Here is a 25,505-nt window from a genome sequence, read left to right as displayed (position 1 = left end):
TAGAGTTACTTACTTAAAAAACACTTATATTTATAGTAAATACAAGGATATGGAAAGTATATTTCAGGGGGAGAATATTTTAGAGTTCATAAAGACATTCCCAGACGACCAAAGTTGCCGTGAATTTATAGCCAATGAGAAGTGGAAAGACGGCTATAGATGTAAACGTTGCGAGAATACGAAGTATGTTTATTTTGAAAAACACAATAAAAGAGAGTGTACCAAATGTAGATATAAAGAGAGTGCAACGGCAGGAACTCTTTTTCATAGAGTTAAATTTGGAATTCAAAAAGCATTTTGTATTGCCTTTGAAATGACTTGTACAACCAAATCAATATCCTCAACTCAAGCGGCAAAACGCTATGGAATAACTCAAAAGACTTCTTGGTTGTTTATGCAAAAAGTAAGACTTGCGATGAAGTCCTCAAAACAGTATCCAATGACAGGAAATGTACAAGTTGATGAATTTGTAGTTGGCGGAAAAGAAACAGGAAAACAAGGTAGAAGTTACGATAGCAAAAAGGCAAAAGTTGCTTGTGCTGTTGAGCTGACAGATGAAGGAAAGATAAAAAGAGGTTATGCAAATGTTATTGATGATTATTCTGCAAAGTCAATAAAACCATTATTTGACGAGCATATAAGTAAAGATGCGAATATTAAAACAGACCAATGGACAGCTTACAAAATAATAGCAAAGAGCTATAACATCGTCCAAGAAAAAAGCGTTCCTGGGAAAAACTTCAAAGAAATGCACACTATTATTCATCAGGTAAAAACTGCAATAAGAACGATTCAATCACACGTCAAAAAGGAACATCTCCAAAAATATTTAGATGAATATTTTTATCGACTGAACAGGTCAATTTACAAAGATTCTATTTTTGATAATATATTCAAACGATTAGTCTCACATCCGCATCAGGGTTGGAAGCAAATCGTAGTCATTAAGTAAGTAACTCGATAAAGCTTTATTGCTCAAAATCTCAGCTTATAGTACAAATTTATATGATGGATATTTTGAAGCAGAAGAAAAAATAAACTTTCAGAAAGATTATAAAATCGGAAGTGATACAAATTTTATAATGATTTATCCAATTATAAAAGGAATTGATAGAACGAAGTATCATCATTATTTCATTATTTTAATTTACGAAGATCCAACAAAGAACAATGAAGAAATTTCAAAAATTGCAAAAGTAGTTCTTGGCAAAATTTTACGAACACCTATTGCAAATATTAAACTTCCAACTCTACTTGAAGAACTGAGAACAATTCCAACAATTCCAGACTTAAAAATTAAATATTCTTCAATTTATAATAACGAAAATGAAGTTGATGTTATGTACAGAGAATATTTGGTAGATGGAAAAATCAAAAAAGAAAAAGAAGATCATTTTAAGAATATTCCATTTAACAAAGCTGAACAATTAATAAACGAACCTGAAGAAGATGGTTATCAAAAAAAAGAAGCTAAACTCACTGTTGGTAAAAAAGAATATAAAATTACAAGAGAACTAATAAATGAAGCAAGTGATGTTTTGAAAGAAGCAGCAGAAAAGGTTTTTAATGCTACAACTTCAATAACTCAAGAAGAACTTGACAAAGATGTTCACAACACCGATTTTATTTTCTCGAAGCTATTACCTATCTTAGAGAATTATATGAGTACAAATGATGAAAATTAGTCAAATAAATGATTTGTTTAACGATTTATGGAATTTCCATCTCGTTTTATTTGGAATTGCGTTGTCAATATTTACGTTATTGTATTCCTTCATCCTTAGCAAAAGAGATGAAATAAGAAATATTGCTGAACAAGTTAAATCAGGTGACAAAAATCCTTTACTTTCTCAAAAAGAAAACTTCGCAATAAAATATATTAAACGATTAAAATCAATCAACGATAAAATTGTTGTTATCGTGATTTTATCATTAATATTTTTTATTATTTCTTGGGTTTTACAAAGGATCGTTTTTGATTATTACTTTTGTATAAAATTATATTCGCTTTACGTTGTAAGTTTTATTACAATTTGTTTGTTAATATATCTAATTTATATGTTTTCAATAATTTATAAATATTATAAAGATGAAACTGCGATTTAATAAAACGCCAGCAGGTAACAGATAAGGTTTCGTTGCGGCTGCAAGCCGAACAATGAAACCTGTGTTGAACGGAACCGGCAATTATCTTGTAATATGGAGTTATCGAAAAGTGTAAATAAGGCTATTTGAGAAGTGTTTCTATTTTTATTATGGAATTATCGACAATAAATTGATAGTCAATTAAGTAATGCAAATAAAAACGTCCTTATTCTATTGCAAAAATACAAAAAATAGTTTTTGAATTTGTTTTTAATGGTTGTTTTTGAAAGGAATTTATTTTAAGGCTCACAAGCTACCGTAGGTTTAGTTCAACACCGGTTTTTAAGAAATTGGGGTTTTTGGACTTAATGGAAAAATGGTTTTGTATTTGACAAACTAGTGATAATCCGAAAATAATTACTTTATTTAGCCCGACCATCGTTTACTAGCAAAACTTTGGCATTCATTGCCTCGCAGAACGTACTTAAATAAACGAAATAATAAACAAAAATGAACAGATTAGCTATTATACTAATATTTTCGATTTCAATTTGCTTTGGAGAAATATTGTTACTAATTAATTTATTTCCTCAAACAGGTTTAGCAAGAATAGTTTATGTTCCATTTTATATAATTTTAGTGATTATATTAACCATTGTAATTTACAGGAAAACAAAAAATAAAGAAAAGAAGATGCAGATTATATATTGGATAATTTTTCATTTGTTGATTTTTAACTTTATTATTTGGTCTTGGCCAGATGATGGAAAAAGAGTTAATGTAATTGGAGAATTTTACAATAAATTATTATAAAAATTAGACATTTGAGTTTATGTAAACTGGGAAAACCAAAACTATTGAATTATTCCTCAAAATATGAATTTAACAAGTTGTAGAATCTCTCAATCTATTGAAATTAAAATGTTTACGGAATAAATCGCTAACCGAATTAACTCAAATACTGGAAAAACTAAAAACAGATTAAGCCGAATAATTAAAAAATTGAATAAAAGCAACAAAATGCCAACACACGCTACAATGGATTTGGGCAATTGACTTAATGGAAAGTTCGTTTTGTATTTGGGAGATTTGGCAATGTGAATAGAGTGCATAATTGAATCCCAAACGCGCTATTGTCCCTGAACAGTATACAGTGAAAAACTATCATATTCACAGCATTTTTTCGACGTATAACAATTGTTTACACCGCAAAATATTCAGAATAATACAATCTTTAAATCCTTAGTTAAGATCATAGTCTCGAATAAAGTAAATCACTCATTAAATTTCATAAAAAGACAATTGCTACTTTTTCAATGTAACAAATTGCTAAAAAAGCAACTAACTATTAAGAAAGTAAGAAAATATATTAAACCAACTAATAAACCTTCAACAATGAATAATCTAAAGATTTCTTTGGTTGCTGCAGTAGTTCTCATGGCTTCGTGCAATAAAAAAGAAGAATTAATTTCAGGTGTTACCAAAAAAAATATGGACACGCTTGTGAATCCTGGTGACAACTTTGATGCTTATGTAAACGGAACCTGGGTAAAAAACAATAAAATCCCAGCTGATAAAACGTCGTACGGTGCTTTTGATATCTTGTATGATCAATCTCAAAAAGATGTAAAAGCGATTATCGAAGAAGCATCAAAAGGTACTTTTTCTGAAGGTTCAGATGAACAGAAAATTGGCGATTACTACAGCTCTTTCATGAACAGAAAAGATCGTGATGCCAAAGGAATTGCGCCAATTCAATCAGAATTGAAAAATATTGATGCTATTGCAAATTATACTGATTTGGCGGCTTATTTTGGAAAATCAAACAGAACAGGTGTCTCAATGCCTTTCTCTGTCGTGGTTACCGAAGATTTTAAAAACCCAAAACAATACACGTTAATGACTTGGCAAGGCGGTTTAGGTCTTCCTGAAAGAGAATACTATTTGCAAGCCGATGCTAAAATGGTGGAAACACGTGCGAAATATGTAGCACATATAGAAAAAATGTTGCAGTTGGTGGGGATTTCAAATGCAGCTGAAAACGCTTCTAAAATCATGGCTTTGGAAACCGTATTGGCTACCAACCACATGAAAAAAGAGGAAACCAGAAACACGGCAAAACTCTATAACAAATACAATGTAGCCGATTTAAAAAAGTTAATGGCCGATTTCGATTGGAATGCAATGTTTAAAAATGCAGGTATCGATAAAGAAAAAACAATTGTAATTTCTCAGGTGGAATATACCAAAAGCTTAAATACTATTATCAAAAACACGCCAATTGATACTTGGAAAACGTACCTTAAATGGAGTTTGATTAACAATACTTCCAATTATTTAACCACAGCTTTAGACAAACAAAATTTTGACTTTTACGGAAAAACACTTTACGGTACAGAAGCTCAGGAGGAAGATTGGAAAAGAGGCGTAAGCACTGTAAACGGTGGCTTGGGAGAAATAGTAGGTAAAGTATATGTAAAAAAGCATTTCTCGCCAGAAGCAAAAGAACGCATGACCGGAATGGTTAAAAATCTTTTGAAAGCCTATGCCGAAAGTATCAAGAAGCTAGATTGGATGAGTGCAAATACTAAGAAAGAAGCACTTGCCAAAGTTGATAAATTCATGATTAAAATTGGTTATCCAGACCAATGGAGAGATTATTCCGCTTTAAAAGTGGCTAAAAACGATTTGTATGGAAATGCAGAAAGAGCTAGAGCATTTGAATACAACAGAATGTTAAACAAGTTAGGAAAACCTGTTGACAGAACAGAGTGGGGAATGACACCGCAAACGGTAAACGCTTATTACAATCCTACCTTAAACGAAATTGTATTTCCTGCAGCTATTTTACAACCGCCTTTCTTTAATTTAAAAGCAGAAGACGCCGTGAATTATGGCGGAATTGGAGCAGTAATTGGTCATGAAATTGGCCATGGTTTTGACGATCAAGGAAGTACTTTTGATGGTGAAGGGGTTATGAGAAACTGGTGGACACCACAAGATTTAACGGCTTTTAAATCCAAAACGAAATCATTAGTAGATCAATACAGTGCTTTCAAAGTATTTCCAGATTTAAATCTTAACGGAGAGTTTACCCTTGGAGAAAACATTGGAGATTTGGGAGGATTAAGTATTGCAATTAAAGCTTATAAATTAAGCCTTAACGGAAAAGAAGCACCAGTAATGGATGGTTTTACAGGTATTCAGAGAGTGTTTTTAGGTTGGGGACAGGTTTGGTTAGATAAAAGCCGTGAAAAAGCAATACGCAATCAAATTGCTTCGGATCCACATTCGCCAGCTAAATTCAGAATTAATGCTGTAGTACGCAACGTTCCAGAATTTTACGAAGCATTTAAAATTAAACCAACAGATTCACTTTATTTAGCAACAGATAAACGTGTTAAAATTTGGTAGACTATTTGATATCAAACGAAAGCCCAGCAGAAATGTTGGGCTTTTTTGTTTTAAAAAACATTTTGGCAAGGTCTATTTCAATTCAATAATAGTAGGATCTAAACTTTTAATTTATGTTGATTTTTAATCGGAATAGAAAGGTTCCCTCATTATGGTCCAGCAGAGTTTTTTATTTTTTCTACATACAATGGGGAATCATAGATATCTCCTATGTGCGTTCGAATGGTAATTGTGCTAATTTTACCATCATCGGTACAGTCTTTGGTTTTAGTATAGACTCCTGCAGAAGCTGAGTAAGAATTATCGACTACTAATTTCAAGAATTAAAATTCTAAGTCCGAAAAATTTAATGTACAACTTAGCGTGTAGAACGTTACATTTTTTCTTTTACCATAAAGTAACTCAATTAATGAAATCGTTGTCAAAAAATGGAGTGTTAAAATGTACAAATAAAACAACTCAAAATAAACAAAAAAGCTACAACAAATAAGAGTATCGTTGTAGCTTTTAAAAAATAAACTAATGTTTTTTTATTCTTTTCCTCCGTCTAATTTATCTTGCCAATCTTTTAATTCTTGCCATTTTCCTTGGTATGCTAATGCAGCTTGTCTTGCCCAAGTTCCGGGAGTGTGAACAGAAAATCTTTCGCCACCTGAATCCAAAACAGCTTGGAGTTTTTCAACAGAGGAGTCAGACATAGCTTGCCAAGTTTTGATGTCTGCTGCGTGAAATAATTCCTCGATTTTTGGACCAATTCCTTCTACAATTTTCAAATCATTTTCTTTGATTTTTTTTCCAAAAACCGAAGCCGCTAATTCGGAATCGAATAAAAATTTAGGAGCATCGGGTACACTTGCAAAAGATTGAGAAGTTGCTTTTTTGGCATTTGCCAATTCTGCTTCTAAGTCGGCAATAGTTTTAGAATATTGATTTGATTTTTGCAAACAAGCATCCAAATCATTTTTCAAAGAACTTGAATCGGAATTGTTTTTGGACAACAACTTTCCTAACAAATAGCCTAACAAGGCACAAATTAACCCTACTATTAAGGGTATTAAGATACATGGTATATTCATAATTAAATGTGTTTTTGATTATTTTATAGTAACAACTGTTCTTCTGTTTTTTGATTTTCCTTCTTCGCTTGTGTTGTCCGCAATAGGATTGTCAGGACCTTGCGAACTGGTTTCAATTTGATTTGAATCAATTCCTTTTTTTATTAAAAATGCTTTAGCAAATTCAGCACGTGATTGTCCCAGAACAATGTTTGCTTCTCTTGCACCAACACTGTCGGAATGCCCCACAATACTCACTTTTGCGTTAGAAACATTTTTTAAATAAGTTGCTATTTCAGCAATTTTAGTTTGCTCTTCGGTACTCAAGTTCTCTCGAGATTCATTAGTGTTGAAATACAATACGAGTGGATTTGCATTAATTTTTGCTTTTAACACCTCCCATTGATTATTGCTTGCGGGTTCGTTTTCAATGATGTTAAACGATGCAGGACCAATAAGCGTGTCTGAAATCATTTCCCATTTATCTTTAATTTCTCCTTCTAAAACAAAAGAATTGGCATCAAAACCAGTTGAAATTAAATACTTTTTTAGATCATTAGCTCGAGCCAGGGCTAAATTCGGATAAGTAGTGGTGTTTTTTTCGTCGGAAGTAGCATAACCTGTAATCTTAATTTTTTTATTAGGATTAGATTGCAATGCTGCTTTCAGATTTTTAAATCCAATTGCTACAGAATCAGAAAAGGGCAAAAGAGCCGCCGTTTCGTTTTTGACAAATTTAATATTGTCATTACAGTGGTAGTCATAATCACTCCCTTTAATAGTAAAAGGAACTAGACCAGTTCTCTTATTATTGACAACAGTAGTTGTGTCGTCTAATTGCGGAGGCTTCATACAGCAATTGCAACAATAGTTTTGGTACAAAAACATACCTAAAATAATGGTAAGTACAATTCCTAAAAGATAAAGAATTTTTTTTGACATAATTTTTGTGGTTAAGATTCTTATCAAATTTAGTAAAAATTCACAAACAATTAACAATCAGCTGTTTGATTTCAATTTTAAATGCTTATTTTGAAAAAAAAGACAAAAAAAAACCGCAAAAGCTTAGCATTTGCGGTTGAATTTTTAATAGGCAGATTCGAGTTATAAATATAAGTTTTTGCGTACTTTTTAATGCGTTTATATGAAATTGCTTTGGTGTTTTATAACCAAATCTTTTTTCTGGGTTTATCGTTTAGTTGATTCTCTAAATCTTAAACCCGTTCTTTTGTGATATATCTAGTAATAGCAGCAATTGTTTCAACGAAGATTAAAATTCCTCTAGCTCATGCGCAAAATTTCTTTCACTTTAATCGTGTTCAGATTGTAAATATCGTAATAAATAGACATAAAAAAGCGGTATTAAATTGCTTTAATACCGCTTAAAATCTAGACTTTGTGATTTTTAAAACTTGTAGCGAGACCGAGATTTGAACTCGGGACCTCAGGGTTATGAATCCTGCGCTCTAACCAACTGAGCTATCTCGCCATTGTAGGGTGGTTAACTGTCCCTCATTGCGGGTGCAAATATAGAAATAAATTTAGAGCTTGCAAGCATAAATTAATAAAAAAAAAATATTTTTAAAAATGCTTTTTTTATGTGTTAATAATCTATATATTTCCAAAAAAATACAAAAGCTTCTCATGGATCAAAAAGTACGTTACGAAATCGAGTTTCCCATAAATTCATCTCCTCAATTACTGTATCAATACATATCAACGCCATCAGGGTTGTCAGAATGGTTTGCAGATAACGTGAACTCTAGAGGCGAGTACTTTACCTTTATTTGGAATGATTCACAGGAAAAAGCCAGACTTGCTTCAAAAAAATCGGGAGAGAAAGTGAAATTTAAGTGGGTCGATGAGAATAGTAAGGACACAGAGTATTTTTTTGAATTACACATACTGGTTGATGAGTTGACTAAAGATGTGTCTCTAATGGTGGTGGACTTTGCAGAAAAAGGAGAGATTAGTGAAGCAACTTTATTATGGGAAAATCAAATTTCTGATTTAAAACATCTCATAGGTTCCGTTTAAAAATAGTATTTATAACTATATTTGCCTTAAATAATTTTAGGGCTTTTTTTATGGTTAATTTTAACGGAACAATTATTTCTCAAAACGATTGCAAATGGAGTCAAAACCGCGCTTTTTTGTACGGTGATGGTGTTTTTGAAACAGTCAAAATTGTAAATAGTAAAATTCTTTTTCTAGAAGATCACTATTTCAGATTAATGGCATCTATGCGTGTGCTCCGAATGGAGATTCCTATGCATTTTACAATGGAATTTCTTGAAGAAGAAATTATTACCTTGGCACTTAAAAATGAAATATCTAGTTCGGCTAGAGCTCGAATTACGGTTTTTAGAAATGACGGAGGGTATTATTTACCACAAAATCAATCTGTTTCATATGTGATTCAGGTAGTGTCTATCGAAAATTCTCATTATTGTATAGTAGATAAAAAGTATGAAGTGGATTTGTACAAGGATTTTTACATCTCTAAACAATTACTTTCTAGTATTAAAACAACAAATAAAATAATCAATATAACGGGTAGTATTTTTGCTAGTGAAAACGGTTTAGATAATTGTATTTTGCTCAATGATAGTAAAAACGTAGCCGAAGCTTTGCAAGGAAATATATTTATGGTGCAAGGAAATAAATTAATAACGCCACCCATTTCTGAAGGCTGTTTGAATGGAATCATGCGAAAGCAAATTTTGCAAATAGCTAAAAAAATTGAAAATATTGAAGTTCTTGAGGAGGTAATTTCTCCTTTTGATCTTCAAAAAGCAGATGAATTATTTGTTACCAATGTTATAAAAGGAATTCAGCCAATATCACACTATCGTAAAAAAATATATGTTTCAAAAATAGCTTTGCAGTTACTTGATGAAATAAATAATCTGATATTAAATTAGTTCAAATACGGGTTTTCGGGTGCGTTTGACCATATGAGGTAATCACCCCCAAGTTCCATTATTTGTTCTTTCCAGAAATGGGTAGCGGATTTTCCAATTATCTTATTTTCATAACTATTTGCAGTAATGATCCATGAATTGCTTTTCATTTCGGTTTCTAATTGGTTTTCATGCCAGCCTGTATAGCCTAAAAAGAAACGAATGTTATCATTATTTATGAATCCTTTATTGATAAGTTCTTTTGTGAACTCAAAATCACCACCCCAATAAATACCATTTGATATTTCAATACTATTTGGAATTAAATCAGGTATGTTGTGAATAAAATATAAGTTATCTTGTTCTACAGGTCCGCCATTATAAATTTTGAAAGACGCATCTATTTCAGGAATTAAATCGTGAATAGTGTATTTTAAGGGTTTATTAATGATAAAACCTATGGAGCCTTCCTGGTTGTAATCAGCTAGTAAAATTACTGATCTGTTGAATGATAAGTCGCCAATTATGGAAGGTTCTGCAATGAGCAAATGTCCTTTTTTTAATTTATCTGTAATCATTGAATTATTTTTTTTATTAAAATTAAGGTTTTTATTATTTAATTCATAAATATTTTCGTTGAAATGCAAAAAAAAACCTTCCGAATGGAAGGTTTTGTCTATATATGGTGTTTTAAAATTAGTTTACTGCACTTTCTAGTTCAGCTCCAGCTTTAAATTTCACAACATTTTTTGCTGCAATTTGGATAGTTTTTCCTGTTTGAGGGTTTCTACCATCTCTTGCAGCTCTAGCAGATACAGACCATGATCCAAAACCTACTAATGAAATTCTACCACCTTTTTTCAAGGTTTCTCCCACGTTACCTAAAAAAGACTCTAAAGCTAATTTTGCAGCAGCTTTTGTAATTCCTGCATCTGCAGCGATAGCATCGATTAATTCTGATTTGTTCATAATAATAGTTATTAATTGTTGGTTATCAAATATTGTTAATATACAAATTTAAGTGGATTTACTTTCCTTGCAAGTGTTTTGTGTTAATTTAGTTTGATTTGTTGATAACTTGCTTTTTTTGTTGATAAATCAAGAGTTCGTACTGTGATTCCCTTGTTTTATTGGGTCTAATACGCTTTTGCAAAAGCAGAAAAAACAATTCCGTTTAATAAATCGCTTGTATTCATTCTTTTCTTTCCTGGGAATTGTAAGCTAAGTATTTTGACAAATCCATCAGAAACAGCAATTTTTAATTCTTTCTTGGTGCAATGTATGCTTCCTATTTCAAAGGAATGTTTTTCTAGTACAATTGAAGATTCGTATATTTTGACATTCCATTCCTCTTCATTGTCTTTGATGTAGCACCATGCGGCTGGATAAGGACATAATCCTCTAATTAAATTGTGAACGACACCTGCAGATTTTGTCCAATCTATTTTGCAGTTTTCCTTATTAAGTTTGTAGGCTGTTTTAATTAATGCGTTGTCTTCTTGAATTTGAGTAGCAACAGCACCTTGTTCAATCATTTCTAATGTTCTGATTACAGTTTTGCTCCCTAATTCCATCAATCTGTCGTGCAGTTGGCCTGCATTTTCGTTTCCATCAATAGCGATTTCATCGCTTAAAATCATGGCTCCGGTATCAATTTTGTCATCAATGAAAAAGGTAGTGACTCCGGTTTTGTTTTCGCCATTAATAATTGCCCAGTTTATAGGAGCTGCGCCTCTATATTCAGGAAGCAGGGAAGCATGTAGGTTGAAGGTGCCTAATGCAGGCATGTCCCAAACTACTTTTGGCAACATTCTAAAAGCAACTACAATATGTAAATTAGCGTTTAAGTTTTTTAATTCGGATAAAAAGTCTTCATCTTTCAAGCTTACCGGTTGTAGTAACGGTAACTCTTGTTTCAAAGCGTATTCTTTTACGGCTGAGAACTTTATTTTTTGACCGCGTCCAGCAGGTTTATCTGCTGCCGTGATTACGCCTACAATATTATAGTTGTTTTTTACAATAGTATCGAGTATTCCTACTGCAAAATCTGGAGTTCCCATAAAAACAATTCGTAATTTCTCTGTCATAATCGTAATGTGTAAGTATTGTTTGGTTGAACCAATATGATATTATTTTCTAATAAATCTTGTAAAACGATAAAAACGTCTTCGGTTGAATTATTCGTTTTATTTTGAATATCTCTGGAGCTTAAATCTTGTTGCTTGAGCAAAGTTACTATTTCTTGAGCAAGATTCTTGCTGTCTTTTTTCTTTATTTTATGAGTAATGCAGTAGGAGCAATGATCACAATTTTCGGTAGTTTTCTCCCCAAAATAGTTTAGAATTAACTGACTTTTACAAGTGCTTTTGTTTTTTATATATGCAATTACAGACTCTAGCTGTGTTTTTTTTAATTGGTTTTGATGTTCTAAATGTTTGGACACTCTATTTATTGTTCTTTCGTCTTCTCGAATTTCGTTGAAAACCAATGTGGTATCATTATTTTTAGAGTGGTATTCTACTATATTCTTTTCTTTTAATTTGTATAAAACAGCTTGTACTTGAGTTGCTTTATGATTTGATTTTTTAGCAACAAGTTGCAGGTTAAAAGGAGTTTGCATCTCATATATACCGGGATATGTGCGTAAAATAGCTAAAATGATTTCTTCATCATTTGGATTTAAGCTCATATATCGAATTACTTCTTTTGATGGTATAGTGAATTGTAAAGTGATTTTCTCTGAGAATTCTTGAGATAAAGTAATGACTCCTTGACGGTCTAAAAACTGCATTGCAGCATATGTTTTTAGAGTAGGGAAATTATATTTAATACAAAATTGATTTAAATTGAAGGTAAATTGCTCATCAATACCTTCGCCGTAGGCAATTTGGAAATAATTGCAAAGCTTAACGTACATTAGGTTTAAAAATTTCTTGTCAGGCAAGTTGTTTAAAAACTGATTCTCGGCATAAATTATATCTGATGGGCTCGTGAGTAGAATTGCAAAAGCTTTTTCTTCATTTCGTCCGGCACGACCAGCTTCTTGGTAATAATTCTCCATGTTTTCTGGTAATTGTATGTGAATTACCGTTTTTACATTAGGCTTGTCTATTCCCATTCCAAAAGCATTTGTTGCTACAATGACTTGTACTTCTTCCTGCATCCAGGCCTGCATGTTTTTATCTTTCTCTTTTGTAGTGAGCCCTCCGTGATAGTAAGTAGCTTTAAATCCTAAACTGTTTAATTGGGAAGCAACATCAAGGGTTGATTTTCTATTTCGAACATATATAATAGAGGGCTCTGGATTTTTTTTTAAAACTTGTTCTACTCTAAAAAGTTTGTCTTCTACCTCAAAAACCATGTAAGCAATGTTTGGTCTTGAAAAAGATTTTTCAAATAATATTGGTTTTTCAAGACTAAGCTGTTGTATGACATCTGTTTTTACTCGTGGAGTTGCACTTGCGGTTAAGGCCAGAAAAGGAGTTTTTGGGAAGTACTCTTTAAGTGTAGAAATTTTAAGGTATGCAGGTCTAAAATCGTGTCCCCATTGAGATACACAATGCGCTTCGTCAATTGTAATTAAATTTATAGGAAGTTTTTTTATGCGGTCAATAATCCAGTCTGATTGTAATCGCTCGGGTGATAAATAAAGAAATTTATAATCACCGTATTGACAGTTGTCTAGCAAATCTATCATTTCTTCGCTTTTAATACCTCCTGTCAAGGAAATTGCTTTGATGCCTTTTAGTTGTAAATTAGCTACTTGATCTTTCATTAATGCTACCAGCGGCGAAATGACAAGGCATATTCCTTTGTTTAAAAGCGCTGGGACTTGAAAGCACACTGATTTTCCACCTCCTGTTGGTAATATTGCAAGGGTGTCTTGACCCTGAAGGACAGATTGAATGATTTCATTTTGAAGCGATCTAAAGGAGTTGTGTTTCCAATATTTTTGAAGAACAGCAAGAGCATCATTCATAAAGTATTTGTTTTATTACCATGAAAAAATATAACTCCTTGTTGATGCAACTAATTCGAGATAGTGTTTAAGATAAAATGAATTCTATTTTCCATTGTGTCTTTCGGAACTTCAATTAAATCGTAGCCATAGTTTTTATACGTTTCAATAAGATGACTGTGAATGAGTTTTGCTTGCTCAAAATTTTCGTAGCGAGCATCATCACTTATATAGATTTCTTCCCAAGGTGGTAAGATGAATATTTTTGAATACGTGTGTTCTTTACAAGCAACATCAAAACTTGCAGGGTAACTATCACCTATGTAGTGCATGTAAGCCAAAACATCAGGGATTCCTCTGTCTATAAAAACTACATTATGAGCTTCGTTTTGAGCGTTGTAAAATTGTTTTATTCTACCTTCAAGCAATAATTCACTAAAAAGCAATGGTTTTTCAAGGAATAATTGTTCTATTCCTTGTTTTTTTGCCTCCATGGTAACTTCACGTGAAATTTCGGGATAACAGCAATGGCCTTTTGCGACCAATCCGTCTATAATAGTAGTTTTTCCTGTACCAGGACCACCTATGATAACAATGATTTCTTTTTGCACTTTTAAAAAATAAGGGGCAAATTTACTTAAACTTATTGGGATTATAAAAATTCAACACATATAAAATGCAAATAGATAAAAATTCACAAATCAAAAATTCATAATTAACGGTTGAAACCGTATATTTGCCTTTATTTTAAATCAAAATGGATAAAAAGACTGAAGAATTTTATGATCGATTAAAAGTAGAGTTAGACCTAAATAATACTTGGCCTGCAGAATACTTATTTAAATTTATAGTGCCAAGCGATGCTAAAAATATTGAAAAAGTACAGACTGCTTTTGATTGTATGGGTGCTGTTATAAAAACAACAAAGTCTAAAACGGGTAAGTTTACAAGCATATCTATTGATGTGACCATGAAAAACTCACAAGAAATTGTAGATAAATACTTAGAAGTTTCTACAATTGAAGGCATTATTTCTTTATAAAAACATAATTTTTTTGATGTGCTTCTCGATTGGGTGAACTTCTCGATAATGCAACCGAATTAAAATAGATACATTCAAAACATGAATTCAAAATATATTAAAGAAAATTCGAATGATGTAGTGCATCATCTTGAGTACAATGCCGAAAGGTCACACCTTATCATTCCAGAATACGGCAGGCATTTGCAAAAACTTATTGACTTGGCTACAAATATTCAAGATGATGTGGAGCGCAACAAAGCTGCAAAATACATCATTCAAGTTATGGGTAGTTTGAATCCGCATTTAAGGGATGTTCCAGATTTTCAACATAAATTATGGGATCAGTTGTTTATCATGTCTGATTTTAAACTAGTTGCTGATTCTCCTTATCCTATACCATCGCGAGAAGTATTGCAGTTAAAGCCGGACGTTTTAAAATACCCACAAAATTTTCCTAAATATAGGTTTTACGGTAATAACATTAAATATATGATTGATGTTGCCAATAAATGGGAAGATGGCGATATGAAAAAAGCATTGGTAAAAGTAATTGCCAACCACATGAAAAAATCATATTTAAGTTGGAATAAAGATACGGTAAAAGATGATGTAATCTTTGAGCACTTGTATGAACTCTCTGATGGAAAATTGAATTTAATTCAAAGTTCAGAAGAATTGCTTAATACTACTGATTTGTTGAGAACTAATAAACGAGTTTCTAATAAAATAGCTCCTACAGGTCAGCCTAAAATACTAAGCAACAAAAATTTGAAAACAGGTAAGCCAAATCTACCTCACAAAAACCAAAACAGAAAACCCTTGTAATTTATTTTAGAATTAGTGGCTTATTACCTTATCAGCACTTTTTTTTAAAATCATTACGTACAATTAAATAATTTATAACTCATAACCATAAAAGATGGGAATTTTCAAAATAGAGGGAGGCATTAGTCTTCAAGGAGAAATCACTCCACAGGGCGCAAAAAATGAAGCATTACAAATATTGTGTGCTGTTTTATTAACACCTGAAAAAGTTATTATTAATAATATTCCAGATATTATTGACATTAATAAATTGATCACTTTATTAGGTAATTTGGGTGTTAAAATTCAAAAAACAGGTTCAGGTTCTTACACTTTTCAGGCAGATGAGGTAAATATTCAATACCTGGAGACTGAAGCTTTTAAGAAAGAAGGTGGATCACTTAGAGGATCTATCATGATTGTTGGACCTTTGTTAGCAAGATTTGGAAAAGGATATATTCCAAAACCGGGTGGCGACAAAATCGGAAGACGAAGATTAGATACTCATTTTGAAGGTTTCATTAACCTTGGAGCTAAGTTTAGATACAATAGAGAAGATCACTTTTATGGTGTTGAAGCTGCTGACGGATTAGTTGGAGCTGATATGTTATTAGATGAAGCATCAGTTACGGGAACTGCAAATATTGTAATGGCAGCCGTTTTAGCAAAAGGAAGAACAACGGTATACAATGCTGCTTGTGAACCTTATTTACAGCAATTGTGTAAAATGCTGAACTCAATGGGCGCAAATATCACCGGAGTAGGATCAAATTTATTGACTATTGAAGGGGTAGAAAGCTTAGGTGGTTGTGAGCACAGAATTCTTCCAGATATGATTGAAATAGGAAGTTGGATTGGTCTTGCTGCCATGACAAAATCTGAAATTACTATAAAAAATGTTAGTTGGGACAACCTTGGAGTAATCCCAAATACATTTAGAAAGTTAGGAATTACCCTAGAGCGCCGTGGAGATGATATTTACATTCCTGCTCATGTAAATGGGTATGAAGTAAAAACAGATATTGATGGTTCTATTCTTACCATTGCTGATGCACCATGGCCTGGATTTACACCAGATTTATTGAGTATTGTACTTGTAGTGGCTACACAAGCAAGAGGTGATGTTTTGATTCACCAAAAAATGTTTGAAAGTCGTTTGTTTTTTGTTGATAAACTAATTGACATGGGTGCTAAAATCATGTTATGTGATCCACACCGTGCTGTAGTTATGGGACATGATTTTAAGTCACAACTGAAGGCTACAACCATGTCATCACCAGATATTCGTGCTGGTATATCATTGTTAATTGCTGCGCTTTCTGCAAAAGGAACAAGTACCATACAAAATATTGAACAAATAGATAGAGGGTATGAGCGTATTGATGAACGTTTGAGAGCTATTGGCGCTCAAATCGTTAGAGCGTAAACCTACTCAATTCTTAATACATCGTTTAAATAAACCATCTAGCAATACAAAAAAGCAAGTGGTTTATTTAAACGATTCTTTTTTAAACGAAACAAATGTCAAGATAACAAACAGCAATTAGGGCTACTTATTTTAGTATTGTGGGCAACACAACTTTGGCCATTATAAAAGGATTTGCAGGTTTTTTTGGCAATTCATACGCTTTGATTGCTGATGCTATCGAGTCTACAACAGACATTTTTGCATCATTTTTAGTCTTGTTCGGAATTAAATATTCCAATAAACCTGCTGATGAGAATCATCCGTACGGACACGGTAGGGCTGAGCCATTGATTACGTTCTTGGTAGTGGGGTTTTTGATAACTTCGGCAACAATAATTGCTTATGAAAGCATCATTAATATTGGTACACCGCATCAATTGCCAAAGCCTTGGACACTAATTGTTCTTGGCGCCATAATTATTTGGAAAGAGTATTCCTTTCGAGTAGTTATGAAACGCAGTATAGAGACTAATAGTTCTTCATTAAAAGCCGATGCTTGGCACCATAGGAGTGATGCCATCACTTCGGTAGCTGCTTTTTTGGGGATTTCTATTGCTTTAATTTTAGGTAATGGTTACGAAGCTGCCGATGATTGGGCGGCACTTTTTGCATCTGGATTTATATTGTATAATAGTTATTTAATTTTCCGACCTGCTCTTGGCGAAATCATGGATGAACATTTATACGATGATTTGATTGAACATATTAGAGAAGTATCTGTTCAAGTTGACGGAATTTTAGATACCGAAAAATGTTTTATCCGAAAGGCAGGCATGCAATACCATGTTGATTTACATGCAACAGTGAACTCAAATATAACCGTAAAGGAAGGTCATGACCTTGCTCACAAACTCAAAGATACCTTAAGAGAACAAATCCCAGAATTAGGACATGTATTGATTCATGTAGAACCTCATGAGTAAATTTACACAAATAAAAAAGGCACCGAGATTATTTTCAGGTGCCTTTTTTATGTATTGTGAGTTGTTGTTTGTTGTGATAAAACTACGTAGTGTTTTAATCAATTATGTTTAAAAATTTAAGTCCAAAAACCACTCCGTCACCTTTAAAACCATTTTGATAGGAGCGGACATAATCTATTCTAAACATTTTAAATTTCCCAATTCCTATATTATCTAGACCAATACTCATTTCAGAATACGGTTTTTTATCAGGTAAGGATAGCGCATGAGCTCCTATATTTAAAGTAGCTTTTAATTTATTTAATAATGGAATTTTATTCATAATATACCCTTTGTCATTATATTCAGCGTGGGCTTCTGCAAAACGGTCATTAGTACTGCTGGAATAGTAAGGCAGCAAGTTAAAAACATTCAAATAACGTTCAGTTTGCCCAATACTTGTTTGGTTTCCATTAAAATGTTTGTAATCCATAAAAGCAATATTTTGAGCATTTAAAAATACACCTGCTTTTGCATTCACGCCAAGAACTCCTTTGTTTCCTAATTTTAAATCATAAGTAGCGCGCAGGTTGAAATAGTCATATTCATATTTTTTTTCGCTTGCGCCAATGGCTTTCTCATAGGCTACATAAAGCGTTGGATATTTTTCGTTTCTAATATTGAATTTACCATCAGGTCTGGAGGAATATTTATTGCCAAAATTGATTTTAAAAAGTAAATTTAATTTAGTTAAATGATGTTGTTCAAAAGCAGTTGTACTATAATTAGTAGGGTCCAAGGGGTTATTTGATGTATAAAAATCAGATTTATTAAACAACGAATAATTAGTTGAATTGAATAAAGGTTTGCGTTGTTGATAATCTATTCTACTATTTAGGTTAACGCCATTTGCAATGTCTTGTGTAAAACCAATAGTCATAGACTCTAGGTTGTATAGTTTCATGAAATTATTCTTAAAGTAAAGAGAACTGATGCTGTTAACTATTTTGCTAATGGGTTCACTTGGATTGAATTGTTTTACAGAACTTCCACCCATTACATAAAAAGTTGCATAATTTTGATTGTTAAATCTATGAAGGAATTGTCCCATTACACGCAATCTATCCTCTGAAAAACCATAGTTAAACGTGGTACTCAATGAGGTGTAAATGCCTTTTTTTTCTTGATTTTTCCAGTTTGTATATTTAAAACCCGAATCAAGATTGTACCCCTGAACAGTATTAAAACTAAGAGAACCTATATTGACCAACCCAGCATAACTAAAACTATATTTTTGGGAACTATTTTTAAATGTATATCCAGTTAGCAGTTTGAGTGGATTAAATTTATTGTTTTTCTTATCAATGGAATCTAAATATTTTTTTGAATTTCGAACGGTGTAAATACTATCCTTTCTATAATAATCTAAATTTTCTTCACTTGTTAAGGGAATTGGTCTGTTACTATTCCAGAACGTGCTGTCTTTTTTGTTAGCATTTAGTTCAATTTTTGTAATTTCATTAGTAAACGTTTTGGGAGCAAAAGAAGTTACAAATTCATAATTATTATACACATAGTTGTATTTTCCGTTAAATTTTATTCCAAACGCTCCTGCCGTAATCTCGAGACTCTGCGTGTTTTTTGTCCAAATTTTCGAATTATTATTGTAACTAAAATTTTGTTTTAAAGTCATTACATCAAGAAAATCTTCTTTTATTCTATATCCTTTAATGTCAAGTTCTACGGCATAAATAGCCCAAGAATCCTCAACAATGTAGATATATCCTTCAAAAACCGGTTCGCTATCTCGTTTTGCACTAACCTTAATTTTATTGACCATCTTATTCTTGTCATCAAAAAAAGTGCTTTCTAGTTTGTAATTGTAGTAATTCAATGCGTTGCTGGCTATTGGCGAAATCATTGCTATGCCAAAGTCAATTGTATTATCATAAAAATCATAAAAAGAGGATCGTGCGGTGTTGTAACTGTATCCGTTATTGTTACCGCTTACTTTTGATGCCATTACTACTTCACTCAGTTTATTGGGTTTTTCATAAATAATTTTAGAAAATGTTTCAGATAAAGATATAATTCCTGTCCCTGTTGAGTCTAATGCGCCATTTAAATCGCCTATTTTTTGGCCAAAGATTTTTTTAGGAGCATTTTTCAGCTTAAATATACCACGGGAATAGAAATCTGCACGGTATTTATTGGTGTTTTTAGTATTAGAATCCCTATTTGCAATAGCATTTTTTATAATGGCAATGGCTGGATTGCTTTTAGTATTTATGATTACTTCATTTAGTGAAAAACTTTCCTCAACTAGTTTAACATTCAAAGTATAAGGTAGCTTTGCAGTTTCAATAGCAATTTTTTGAGTTTTGAATCCTAAAAATTGAAAAACTAAGGTTTGTTTTCCCTTTGAGAGTACATTAAATTCGTAATTCCCTAATTCGTTTGAGGTAGTTCCATTATAAGTATCTTCTTGAAAGATGTTTACAAATGCTAACGGATTGCCTTTTTCGTCAGTGACATTTCCTTTTATTTGCGCTTGGCAAACAAATGTAGAAACTAATAAGAGTAAGAGGTAGTATTTTTTCATGAAAGTTTTTTCTTCCACAAAAATAGTAGTACATTTAAAATAGCCTCTTAATTATTTGTTAAACAATATCTTAGTGAATTGTTAATTATTTTTGTTCAAAAGAAAGTACAGCTAAATCATAACTTTGCAAACCAAAACCTAGAATAACACCTTTGGCATTTCCAGAAATATAGGATTGATGTCTAAAGCTTTCTCTTGAAAACGTATTCGAAATATGAACTTCAATTACGGGAGTTGTTATTGCTTTTACAGCATCTCCTATTCCTATAGAGGTATGTGTGTATGCACCAGCATTGAGAATGATACCATCAAATGAAAAACCAAATTCTTGTATTTTATCAATCAATTCACCTTCAATATTACTCTGAAAATAACGGAACTCAACGTTCATGTATTTTTTTTCTAAAATAGTGAAGTAGTCTTCAAATGTTTGGTTTCCATAAACCTCAGGTTCGCGTTTTCCTAATAAATTTAGGTTTGGACCATTGATAATACCTATTTTCATAATATTGATTTTGGTAAAAATAAAAAAACCGTTCTATAAATTAGAACGGTTTTACAATTTAATTATAAATATTTTTAGAATTTAAAACCAGCTGATAACTGGACTACTGAATTTTTGACTTCAGCATCTTTAGTAGCTTCGGTTAATCCTAGTACATATCTACCTTGTATGAATAAACCTTTAGTGATATTTAAGGTCAAACCTGCAGCAGCGCCAAATTCAAATGTTTCGGCTTCTTTAAAATTAACATTTTTTCTTTCACTCAATAAAAAAGAAGCCTGAGGACCAAGGTCTAAACTAATGCTGTTGTTAAGGCTGAATTTTGCCATTACAGGAATAGAAATATATCCTAATTCATTTTTAAATTCTTCTCCTGCATTTTCATAGGAAGCACCTTGGGTGGAATATAATAGTTCGGGTTGAACAGCAAATCCATCGGTTAATTTTATTTCTGCAATTAAACCAGCATGATAACTAGTAATAGCCTCTTTTTTATAATCAATAAGGCTAGTTCCAATATCACTACCTGACTGATTTGCGTAATTTAAACCGGCTTTCAATCCAAACTTAATGGCTTGCGCTTGTATGTTAGCAGTAGCTGCAAACAATACGATTGTTGCTAAAAGTATTCTTTTCATAATTTACATTTTTATAATTATTGTTGTTAGTGTCAAAGCACATTACTTGAAAACTATTTTGTTTCAAAATTATTGCTGCTACTCTCAATTTTTAACGTTTCAATAACTGTTCCAAGAAGTGTTTAATTGTTCTTTTCTTTAGTGAAAAATTTGTTTTTAAACTTACAAGCAAAAGGTTTGTTTTAAAGTGTAATAATGCGCTATATTTTTGATGAAAACGAGACCTTTTTGTGTTTAAAATTAATATTTAAATAAATAAATTATTAATATTTATCTTATTTTTTTTATATTGTTTTCTAATTTTTTTTATCTCACTAATTTCCGTTATATGGTAGTTTGTTAAGTTGTTAATGGATAGGTTTTTATGGTTAATGTGTGTCTGAAATATTACAGTTTTTTATCTTCTTATTCTATAAAAATCTTATTAAAAATTTTTTTAAAAATAACGGTTTATATATATATGATACATAATTAAACAAAAAAACAACAAAATGAAAAGAATTATTTTAACAGTTGCGGCTGTATTTGCTTTCGGATTTGCTAATGCACAAGAAAATGTCATTAAAGTTAATCCTTTATCTGTTTTAGGTGGTACTGATTTAGTAAGTTACGAACTTAAACTAGGTGAGAAAACATCTTTTTTAGTGGGAGCTGGAATTGGTGGATTTAAAATTGGAGATGCTAAGTATTCAAACTTGGGAGGTGAAGTTCAATATCGTTATTATTTTAATGAAGCATTAAAGGGGTTTTATGCTGGTGGTCAAGCTGGGTATTCTTCAGGTAAAGTAGAGTTAGGAAATAGTAATTCGAGTACAACAACAGAAGAAACAAAATTTGGATCATTTAAAGTTGGAGCAAAAGGAGGATACCAATGGATTTGGGATAGTGGTTTTTCACTTGACTTAAATTTAGGTGTAGCTTATAACAATTTTAATTATAAAGATTCAAATTCTTCAACTTCTTCTTTGAAAGCTAGTGGTGTTTTACCAAATTTTGGATTTGGTTTAGGCTATGCTTTTTAAGTAAATTGAGACTAATGTATAGAAACCTCCTCTTAAAAATGGAGGTTTTTTTATGCTTAAAAAATACGTTTCTTTGTAAGTATGAATTGGGACAGTATTATAAAAAGTTATCAATCGTACTTAAAGATTGAGCGTGGATTGTCAAAGAATACGGTAGAAAATTACTCGTTTGATTTAGAGCGTTTATTGCTTTTTTTATCCCAAAATGAAATTGTTGTTTCTCCTCTAAAAATAACTGACGAAATCATCCAGCAATTTATTTACAGTGTTGCCAAAGAGGTAAATCCGAGATCGCAGGCTCGAATTATTTCGGGTTTAAAAAGCTTTTTTAAATATTTAGTTTTTGAAGATTATCGCAACGATGATCCTATGGAGCTAATTGAAACACCCAAAACGGGACGGAAACTTCCTGACACGCTTACAGTAGAAGAAATTGATAGTTTGATACAGGCAATTGACCTTTCTACTAATGAGGGAGAACGCAATCGTGCTATGCTAGAAACATTGTATGGTTGCGGTTTAAGGGTTTCGGAGCTGGTAACATTAAAGATATCGGATTTGTTTTTTGAGGAAGGCTTTATCAAAATCACGGGTAAAGGAAATAAACAACGTTTAGTCCCAATTAGTAATGTTACTCAAAAATACATTCTCCTTTATAAAAATACCGTAAGAACCCATATCACTATTCAAAAAGGTTTTGAGGATACTCTTTTTTTAAATAGAAGAGGAAAACAACTTACACGGGCTATGATTTTTACTATTATAAAAAATTTAGCCGTTTCTATTGATCTCAATAAAACCATAAGTCCTCATACACTTAGGCATTCATTTGCAACTCATTTACTAGAAAATGGTGCCGATTTACGTGCTATACAACTCATGTTAGGACACGAGTCTATTACAACCACTGAAATATACGTGCATCTTGATCGAACATTTTTGACTGAAGTAATTAATAGTTTTCACCCTAGGAAGTAGAAATTGAACTTCAAAAAAAAATTCCAAATTCCAATAAATTAGTATTGGCATTTGGAATTTTTTAATAGAATTAAATATTTTACTTGGCAATATTTACAGCTCTTGTTTCACGAATTACAGTAACTTTTACTTGTCCTGGATAGGTCATCTCGGTTTGAATTTTTTGTGAAATATCAAAAGATAAACTAGCAGCATTTTCATCAGAAACTTTTTCGCTTTCAACAATTACACGAAGCTCTCTACCGGCTTGAATAGCATAAGCATTTTTTACACCATTAAATCCGTAGGCAACTTCTTCAAGGTCTTTTAAACGTTGTATGTATGAGTCTAGTACTTGTCTACGTGCTCCTGGTCGTGCTCCTGAAATAGCGTCACAAACCTGGATTATAGGTGAAAGTAAAGATTTCATTTCGATCTCGTCATGGTGAGCACCAATTGCGTTGCAAACTTCTTCTTTCTCCCCGTACTTCTCCGCCCATTGCATTCCTAATAAAGCGTGTGGCAAATCACTTTCAGTATCAGGTACTTTACCTATATCGTGCAATAATCCGGCTCTTTTAGCTAGTTTTACATTCAATCCTAGTTCCGCTGCCATGATTCCACATAGTTTAGATACTTCTCTCGAGTGTTGTAGTAAATTTTGTCCATAAGAAGAACGGTATTTCATTCTACCCACAACTTTGATTAATTCAGGATGTAAACCATGAATACCAAGATCAATTACAGTACGTTTTCCAACCTCAATAATTTCATCGTCAATTTGCTTGGCTGTTTTAGCAACCACCTCTTCAATTCGTGCTGGGTGAATTCGTCCGTCGGTAACCAGTTTATGTAAGGCTAGACGAGCAATTTCTCTACGTACAGGGTCAAAACAAGAAAGAATAATAGCTTCAGGAGTATCGTCTACAATAATTTCAACACCGGTTGCGGCTTCAAGAGCACGTATGTTTCTACCTTCACGGCCAATAATTCTACCTTTTACATCATCAGATTCAATATTAAATACCGATACGCAGTTTTCAACAGCCTCCTCAGTACCTACTCTTTGTATCGTGTTAATGATGATTTTCTTGGCTTCTTGTTGTGCCGTAAGTTTAGCTTCTTCAATAGTGTCTTGTATGTGAGACATGGCTTTACTTTTGGCTTCAGCCTTTAGTCCTTCTACGAGTTGGTTTTTTGCTTCCTCTGCAGATAGACCTGAAATTACCTCAAGTTGTTGTAGTTGACTTTTGTGTAAACGATCAATCTCTGTTTGTTTTTTCTCTAAATTTTCAATTTTCGAACTGTATTCTTGGGTTTTAGCTTCAAAATCATCATTTACCTTTTTAGCTTTTGATAGTTCATTTGATACTTGAGACTCTTTGTCGCGTATTCTTTTTTCGATGTCAGCTACTTTTTTATCTCTTGCCAAGATTACTTGTTCGTGCTCAGATTTTAACTCAATAAATTTTTCTTTTGCTTGAAGAATTTTATCTTTTTTGATGTTTTCTGCTTCAAGATTTGCATCTTTTAGTATAGATGCAGCTTCTTTTTTTGAATTTTTTATAAGGTTAGAAATATTGCTTTTCTCAATTAGTTTTGCTATCCCAAAACCAGCTGCGATACCTATAATTCCTGTAATAACGATCGTTAATATGTTGTCCATGTTTGTTAAAATTTATGTATAAAAAAAGCCTACATTAGATTGATTGTATAAACTCGAAAAGACAAGTTTTGAGCTAACTCGTTGTTCAAGCTTCCAAACTGAATTGGCTTGCTATAGTAACGATGATTTGCTCATTCTAAATTGTTAGTGTTGAGTTTACCAAATATGAACTAATGTAGGCAGTATCTTAGTTTTTGTAAAGAACGTTTATTTGTCGAGATATTGGTCTAAAAGCGCGTTAATTTTTTTAATGCGCTCCATGGTTTCTTCGCCATTTTTTTGATTGTCAATTTGTTTTTGTTCTGTTTGCGATGCAAATTGTAACGCACACATGGCTAAAACATCTTGTTTATCACGTACAGCATAGTTTTCTTCAAATTGCTTAATCATTATATCAATTTTTTTTGAAGCGCTTCTTAGTCCTTCTTCTTGTGAAAGATCTACCGTTAAAGGATAGATTCTATCTGCAATTGATATTTTAATTTTTAGCTTTTCGTCCATA

The 25,505-nt window shown here is 32.2% G+C and carries 24 protein-coding genes, 1 tRNA gene and 1 other RNA gene; 11 read left to right on the top strand and 15 right to left on the bottom strand.

Annotation, left to right across the window (positions count from 1 at the left end):
• Positions 1-49 precede the first annotated feature (49 nt).
• From FJV36_RS03895 to FJV36_RS03885, 3 genes are all read left to right on the top strand, one after another.
• On the top strand, positions 50-952 hold the full coding sequence (locus tag FJV36_RS03895) for an IS1595 family transposase (RefSeq protein WP_158728025.1): 903 nt from the start codon (positions 50-52) through the stop codon (positions 950-952).
• Between the two features lie 19 nt (positions 953-971).
• A complete protein-coding gene (locus FJV36_RS03890) occupies positions 972-1,685 on the top strand; it encodes a hypothetical protein (protein ID WP_158980850.1) in 714 nt (237 codons plus the stop codon).
• 1,795 nt (positions 1,686-3,480) lie between these two features.
• Positions 3,481-5,499 carry a M13 family metallopeptidase gene (locus FJV36_RS03885; RefSeq protein ID WP_158728199.1) on the top strand — a complete coding sequence of 673 codons (2,019 nt, stop codon included), beginning with the start codon at positions 3,481-3,483 and terminating at the stop codon, positions 5,497-5,499.
• A 149-nt stretch (positions 5,500-5,648) separates the two neighbouring features.
• On the opposite strand, the gene FJV36_RS03880 is transcribed toward FJV36_RS03885, so the two are convergent.
• The 4 genes from FJV36_RS03880 to FJV36_RS03865 form a co-directional block, all read right to left on the bottom strand.
• A complete protein-coding gene (locus FJV36_RS03880; protein ID WP_158728200.1) occupies positions 5,649-5,819 on the bottom strand; it encodes a hypothetical protein in 171 nt (56 codons plus the stop codon).
• A gap of 210 nt (positions 5,820-6,029) precedes the next feature.
• Entirely contained in the window at positions 6,030-6,575 is a 546-nt protein-coding gene (locus FJV36_RS03875) for a hypothetical protein (protein ID WP_158728201.1), read from the bottom strand.
• An 18-nt stretch (positions 6,576-6,593) separates the two neighbouring features.
• A complete protein-coding gene (locus FJV36_RS03870) occupies positions 6,594-7,496 on the bottom strand; it encodes an OmpA family protein (protein WP_158728202.1) in 903 nt (300 codons plus the stop codon).
• A 473-nt stretch (positions 7,497-7,969) separates the two neighbouring features.
• Positions 7,970-8,043: transfer RNA gene (locus FJV36_RS03865), tRNA-Met, on the bottom strand.
• A gap of 155 nt (positions 8,044-8,198) precedes the next feature.
• Here FJV36_RS03865 and FJV36_RS03860 point away from each other — a divergent pair.
• Both FJV36_RS03860 and FJV36_RS03855 read left to right on the top strand, forming a co-directional pair.
• A complete protein-coding gene (locus tag FJV36_RS03860) occupies positions 8,199-8,591 on the top strand; it encodes an START-like domain-containing protein (RefSeq protein WP_158729384.1) in 393 nt (130 codons plus the stop codon).
• Between the two features lie 50 nt (positions 8,592-8,641).
• Positions 8,642-9,478, top strand: coding sequence for an aminotransferase class IV (locus FJV36_RS03855; protein WP_158729383.1), 837 nt, complete (start codon positions 8,642-8,644; stop codon positions 9,476-9,478).
• On the opposite strand, the gene FJV36_RS03850 is transcribed toward FJV36_RS03855, so the two are convergent.
• The 5 genes from FJV36_RS03850 to FJV36_RS03830 all read right to left on the bottom strand — a co-directional run bounded on the left by FJV36_RS03850 (position 9,475) and on the right by FJV36_RS03830 (position 14,026).
• Entirely contained in the window at positions 9,475-10,035 is a 561-nt protein-coding gene (locus FJV36_RS03850) for a YqgE/AlgH family protein (protein WP_144888940.1), read from the bottom strand. The genes FJV36_RS03855 and FJV36_RS03850 overlap by 4 nt on opposite strands.
• Positions 10,036-10,153: 118 nt before the next feature.
• Positions 10,154-10,426: an HU family DNA-binding protein gene (locus FJV36_RS03845; RefSeq protein WP_086454747.1), complete on the bottom strand. Its 273-nt coding sequence runs from the start codon at positions 10,424-10,426 to the stop codon at positions 10,154-10,156.
• A gap of 167 nt (positions 10,427-10,593) precedes the next feature.
• A complete protein-coding gene (fmt, locus tag FJV36_RS03840) occupies positions 10,594-11,544 on the bottom strand; it encodes a methionyl-tRNA formyltransferase (protein WP_233264583.1) in 951 nt (316 codons plus the stop codon).
• Positions 11,541-13,436 carry an ATP-dependent DNA helicase RecQ gene (locus FJV36_RS03835; protein WP_158729382.1) on the bottom strand — a complete coding sequence of 632 codons (1,896 nt, stop codon included), beginning with the start codon at positions 13,434-13,436 and terminating at the stop codon, positions 11,541-11,543. Before FJV36_RS03835 ends, fmt begins: the two co-directional genes overlap by 4 nt.
• 50 nt (positions 13,437-13,486) lie before the next feature.
• Positions 13,487-14,026 carry an AAA family ATPase gene (locus FJV36_RS03830; protein ID WP_086454750.1) on the bottom strand — a complete coding sequence of 180 codons (540 nt, stop codon included), beginning with the start codon at positions 14,024-14,026 and terminating at the stop codon, positions 13,487-13,489.
• Between the two features lie 146 nt (positions 14,027-14,172).
• Here FJV36_RS03830 and FJV36_RS03825 point away from each other — a divergent pair, with 146 nt between their 5' ends.
• From FJV36_RS03825 to FJV36_RS03810, 4 genes are all read left to right on the top strand, one after another.
• Entirely contained in the window at positions 14,173-14,457 is a 285-nt protein-coding gene (locus FJV36_RS03825; RefSeq protein WP_086454935.1) for a DUF493 family protein, read from the top strand.
• An 81-nt stretch (positions 14,458-14,538) separates the two neighbouring features.
• Positions 14,539-15,264 (top strand): DUF4290 domain-containing protein, encoded by a 726-nt coding sequence (locus FJV36_RS03820; protein WP_086454934.1) that lies wholly within the window; start codon positions 14,539-14,541, stop codon positions 15,262-15,264.
• Positions 15,265-15,358: 94 nt separating this feature from the next.
• A complete protein-coding gene (gene murA / locus FJV36_RS03815; protein ID WP_144888936.1) occupies positions 15,359-16,669 on the top strand; it encodes a UDP-N-acetylglucosamine 1-carboxyvinyltransferase in 1,311 nt (436 codons plus the stop codon).
• Positions 16,670-16,785: 116 nt separating this feature from the next.
• Positions 16,786-17,634: a cation diffusion facilitator family transporter gene (locus FJV36_RS03810; protein ID WP_233264585.1), complete on the top strand. Its 849-nt coding sequence runs from the start codon at positions 16,786-16,788 to the stop codon at positions 17,632-17,634.
• 94 nt (positions 17,635-17,728) lie between these two features.
• Here FJV36_RS03810 and FJV36_RS03805 read toward each other — a convergent pair whose 3' ends face one another.
• The 3 genes from FJV36_RS03805 to FJV36_RS03795 form a co-directional block, all read right to left on the bottom strand.
• Positions 17,729-20,215, bottom strand: coding sequence for a DUF5686 and carboxypeptidase regulatory-like domain-containing protein (locus tag FJV36_RS03805; RefSeq protein ID WP_158980848.1), 2,487 nt, complete (start codon positions 20,213-20,215; stop codon positions 17,729-17,731).
• 85 nt (positions 20,216-20,300) lie between these two features.
• Positions 20,301-20,720 (bottom strand): type II 3-dehydroquinate dehydratase, encoded by a 420-nt coding sequence (gene aroQ / locus FJV36_RS03800; RefSeq protein WP_158980846.1) that lies wholly within the window; start codon positions 20,718-20,720, stop codon positions 20,301-20,303.
• A 74-nt stretch (positions 20,721-20,794) separates the two neighbouring features.
• Positions 20,795-21,358 carry a porin family protein gene (locus FJV36_RS03795; RefSeq protein WP_158980844.1) on the bottom strand — a complete coding sequence of 188 codons (564 nt, stop codon included), beginning with the start codon at positions 21,356-21,358 and terminating at the stop codon, positions 20,795-20,797.
• Positions 21,359-21,849: 491 nt separating this feature from the next.
• Between FJV36_RS03795 and FJV36_RS03790 the strand changes: the two genes are divergently transcribed.
• Positions 21,850-22,380 carry a DUF3575 domain-containing protein gene (locus FJV36_RS03790; protein WP_158980842.1) on the top strand — a complete coding sequence of 177 codons (531 nt, stop codon included), beginning with the start codon at positions 21,850-21,852 and terminating at the stop codon, positions 22,378-22,380.
• An 81-nt stretch (positions 22,381-22,461) separates the two neighbouring features.
• Positions 22,462-23,358: a site-specific tyrosine recombinase XerD gene (gene xerD / locus FJV36_RS03785; RefSeq protein WP_158980840.1), complete on the top strand. Its 897-nt coding sequence runs from the start codon at positions 22,462-22,464 to the stop codon at positions 23,356-23,358.
• A gap of 79 nt (positions 23,359-23,437) precedes the next feature.
• On the opposite strand, the gene rny is transcribed toward xerD, so the two are convergent.
• From rny to FJV36_RS03770, 3 genes are all read right to left on the bottom strand, one after another.
• The gene (gene rny / locus FJV36_RS03780; RefSeq protein WP_158729375.1) at positions 23,438-25,003 is read right to left on the bottom strand and encodes a ribonuclease Y; all 1,566 of its coding nucleotides are present in this window, start codon (positions 25,001-25,003) and stop codon (positions 23,438-23,440) included.
• A gap of 49 nt (positions 25,004-25,052) precedes the next feature.
• Positions 25,053-25,159, bottom strand: a non-coding RNA gene (gene ssrS / locus FJV36_RS03775) — 6S RNA.
• A 51-nt stretch (positions 25,160-25,210) separates the two neighbouring features.
• Positions 25,211-25,504: a cell division protein ZapA gene (locus tag FJV36_RS03770; protein WP_158729374.1), complete on the bottom strand. Its 294-nt coding sequence runs from the start codon at positions 25,502-25,504 to the stop codon at positions 25,211-25,213.
• Position 25,505: the final 1 nt, after the last annotated feature.

This window comes from Flavobacterium sp. I-STPP5a (genome assembly GCF_009764685.1).
Taxonomy (GTDB): domain Bacteria; phylum Bacteroidota; class Bacteroidia; order Flavobacteriales; family Flavobacteriaceae; genus Flavobacterium.
The sequence above is the reverse complement of the archived record's forward strand: the minus strand, read 5'-3'. Positions and strand labels throughout refer to the sequence as shown.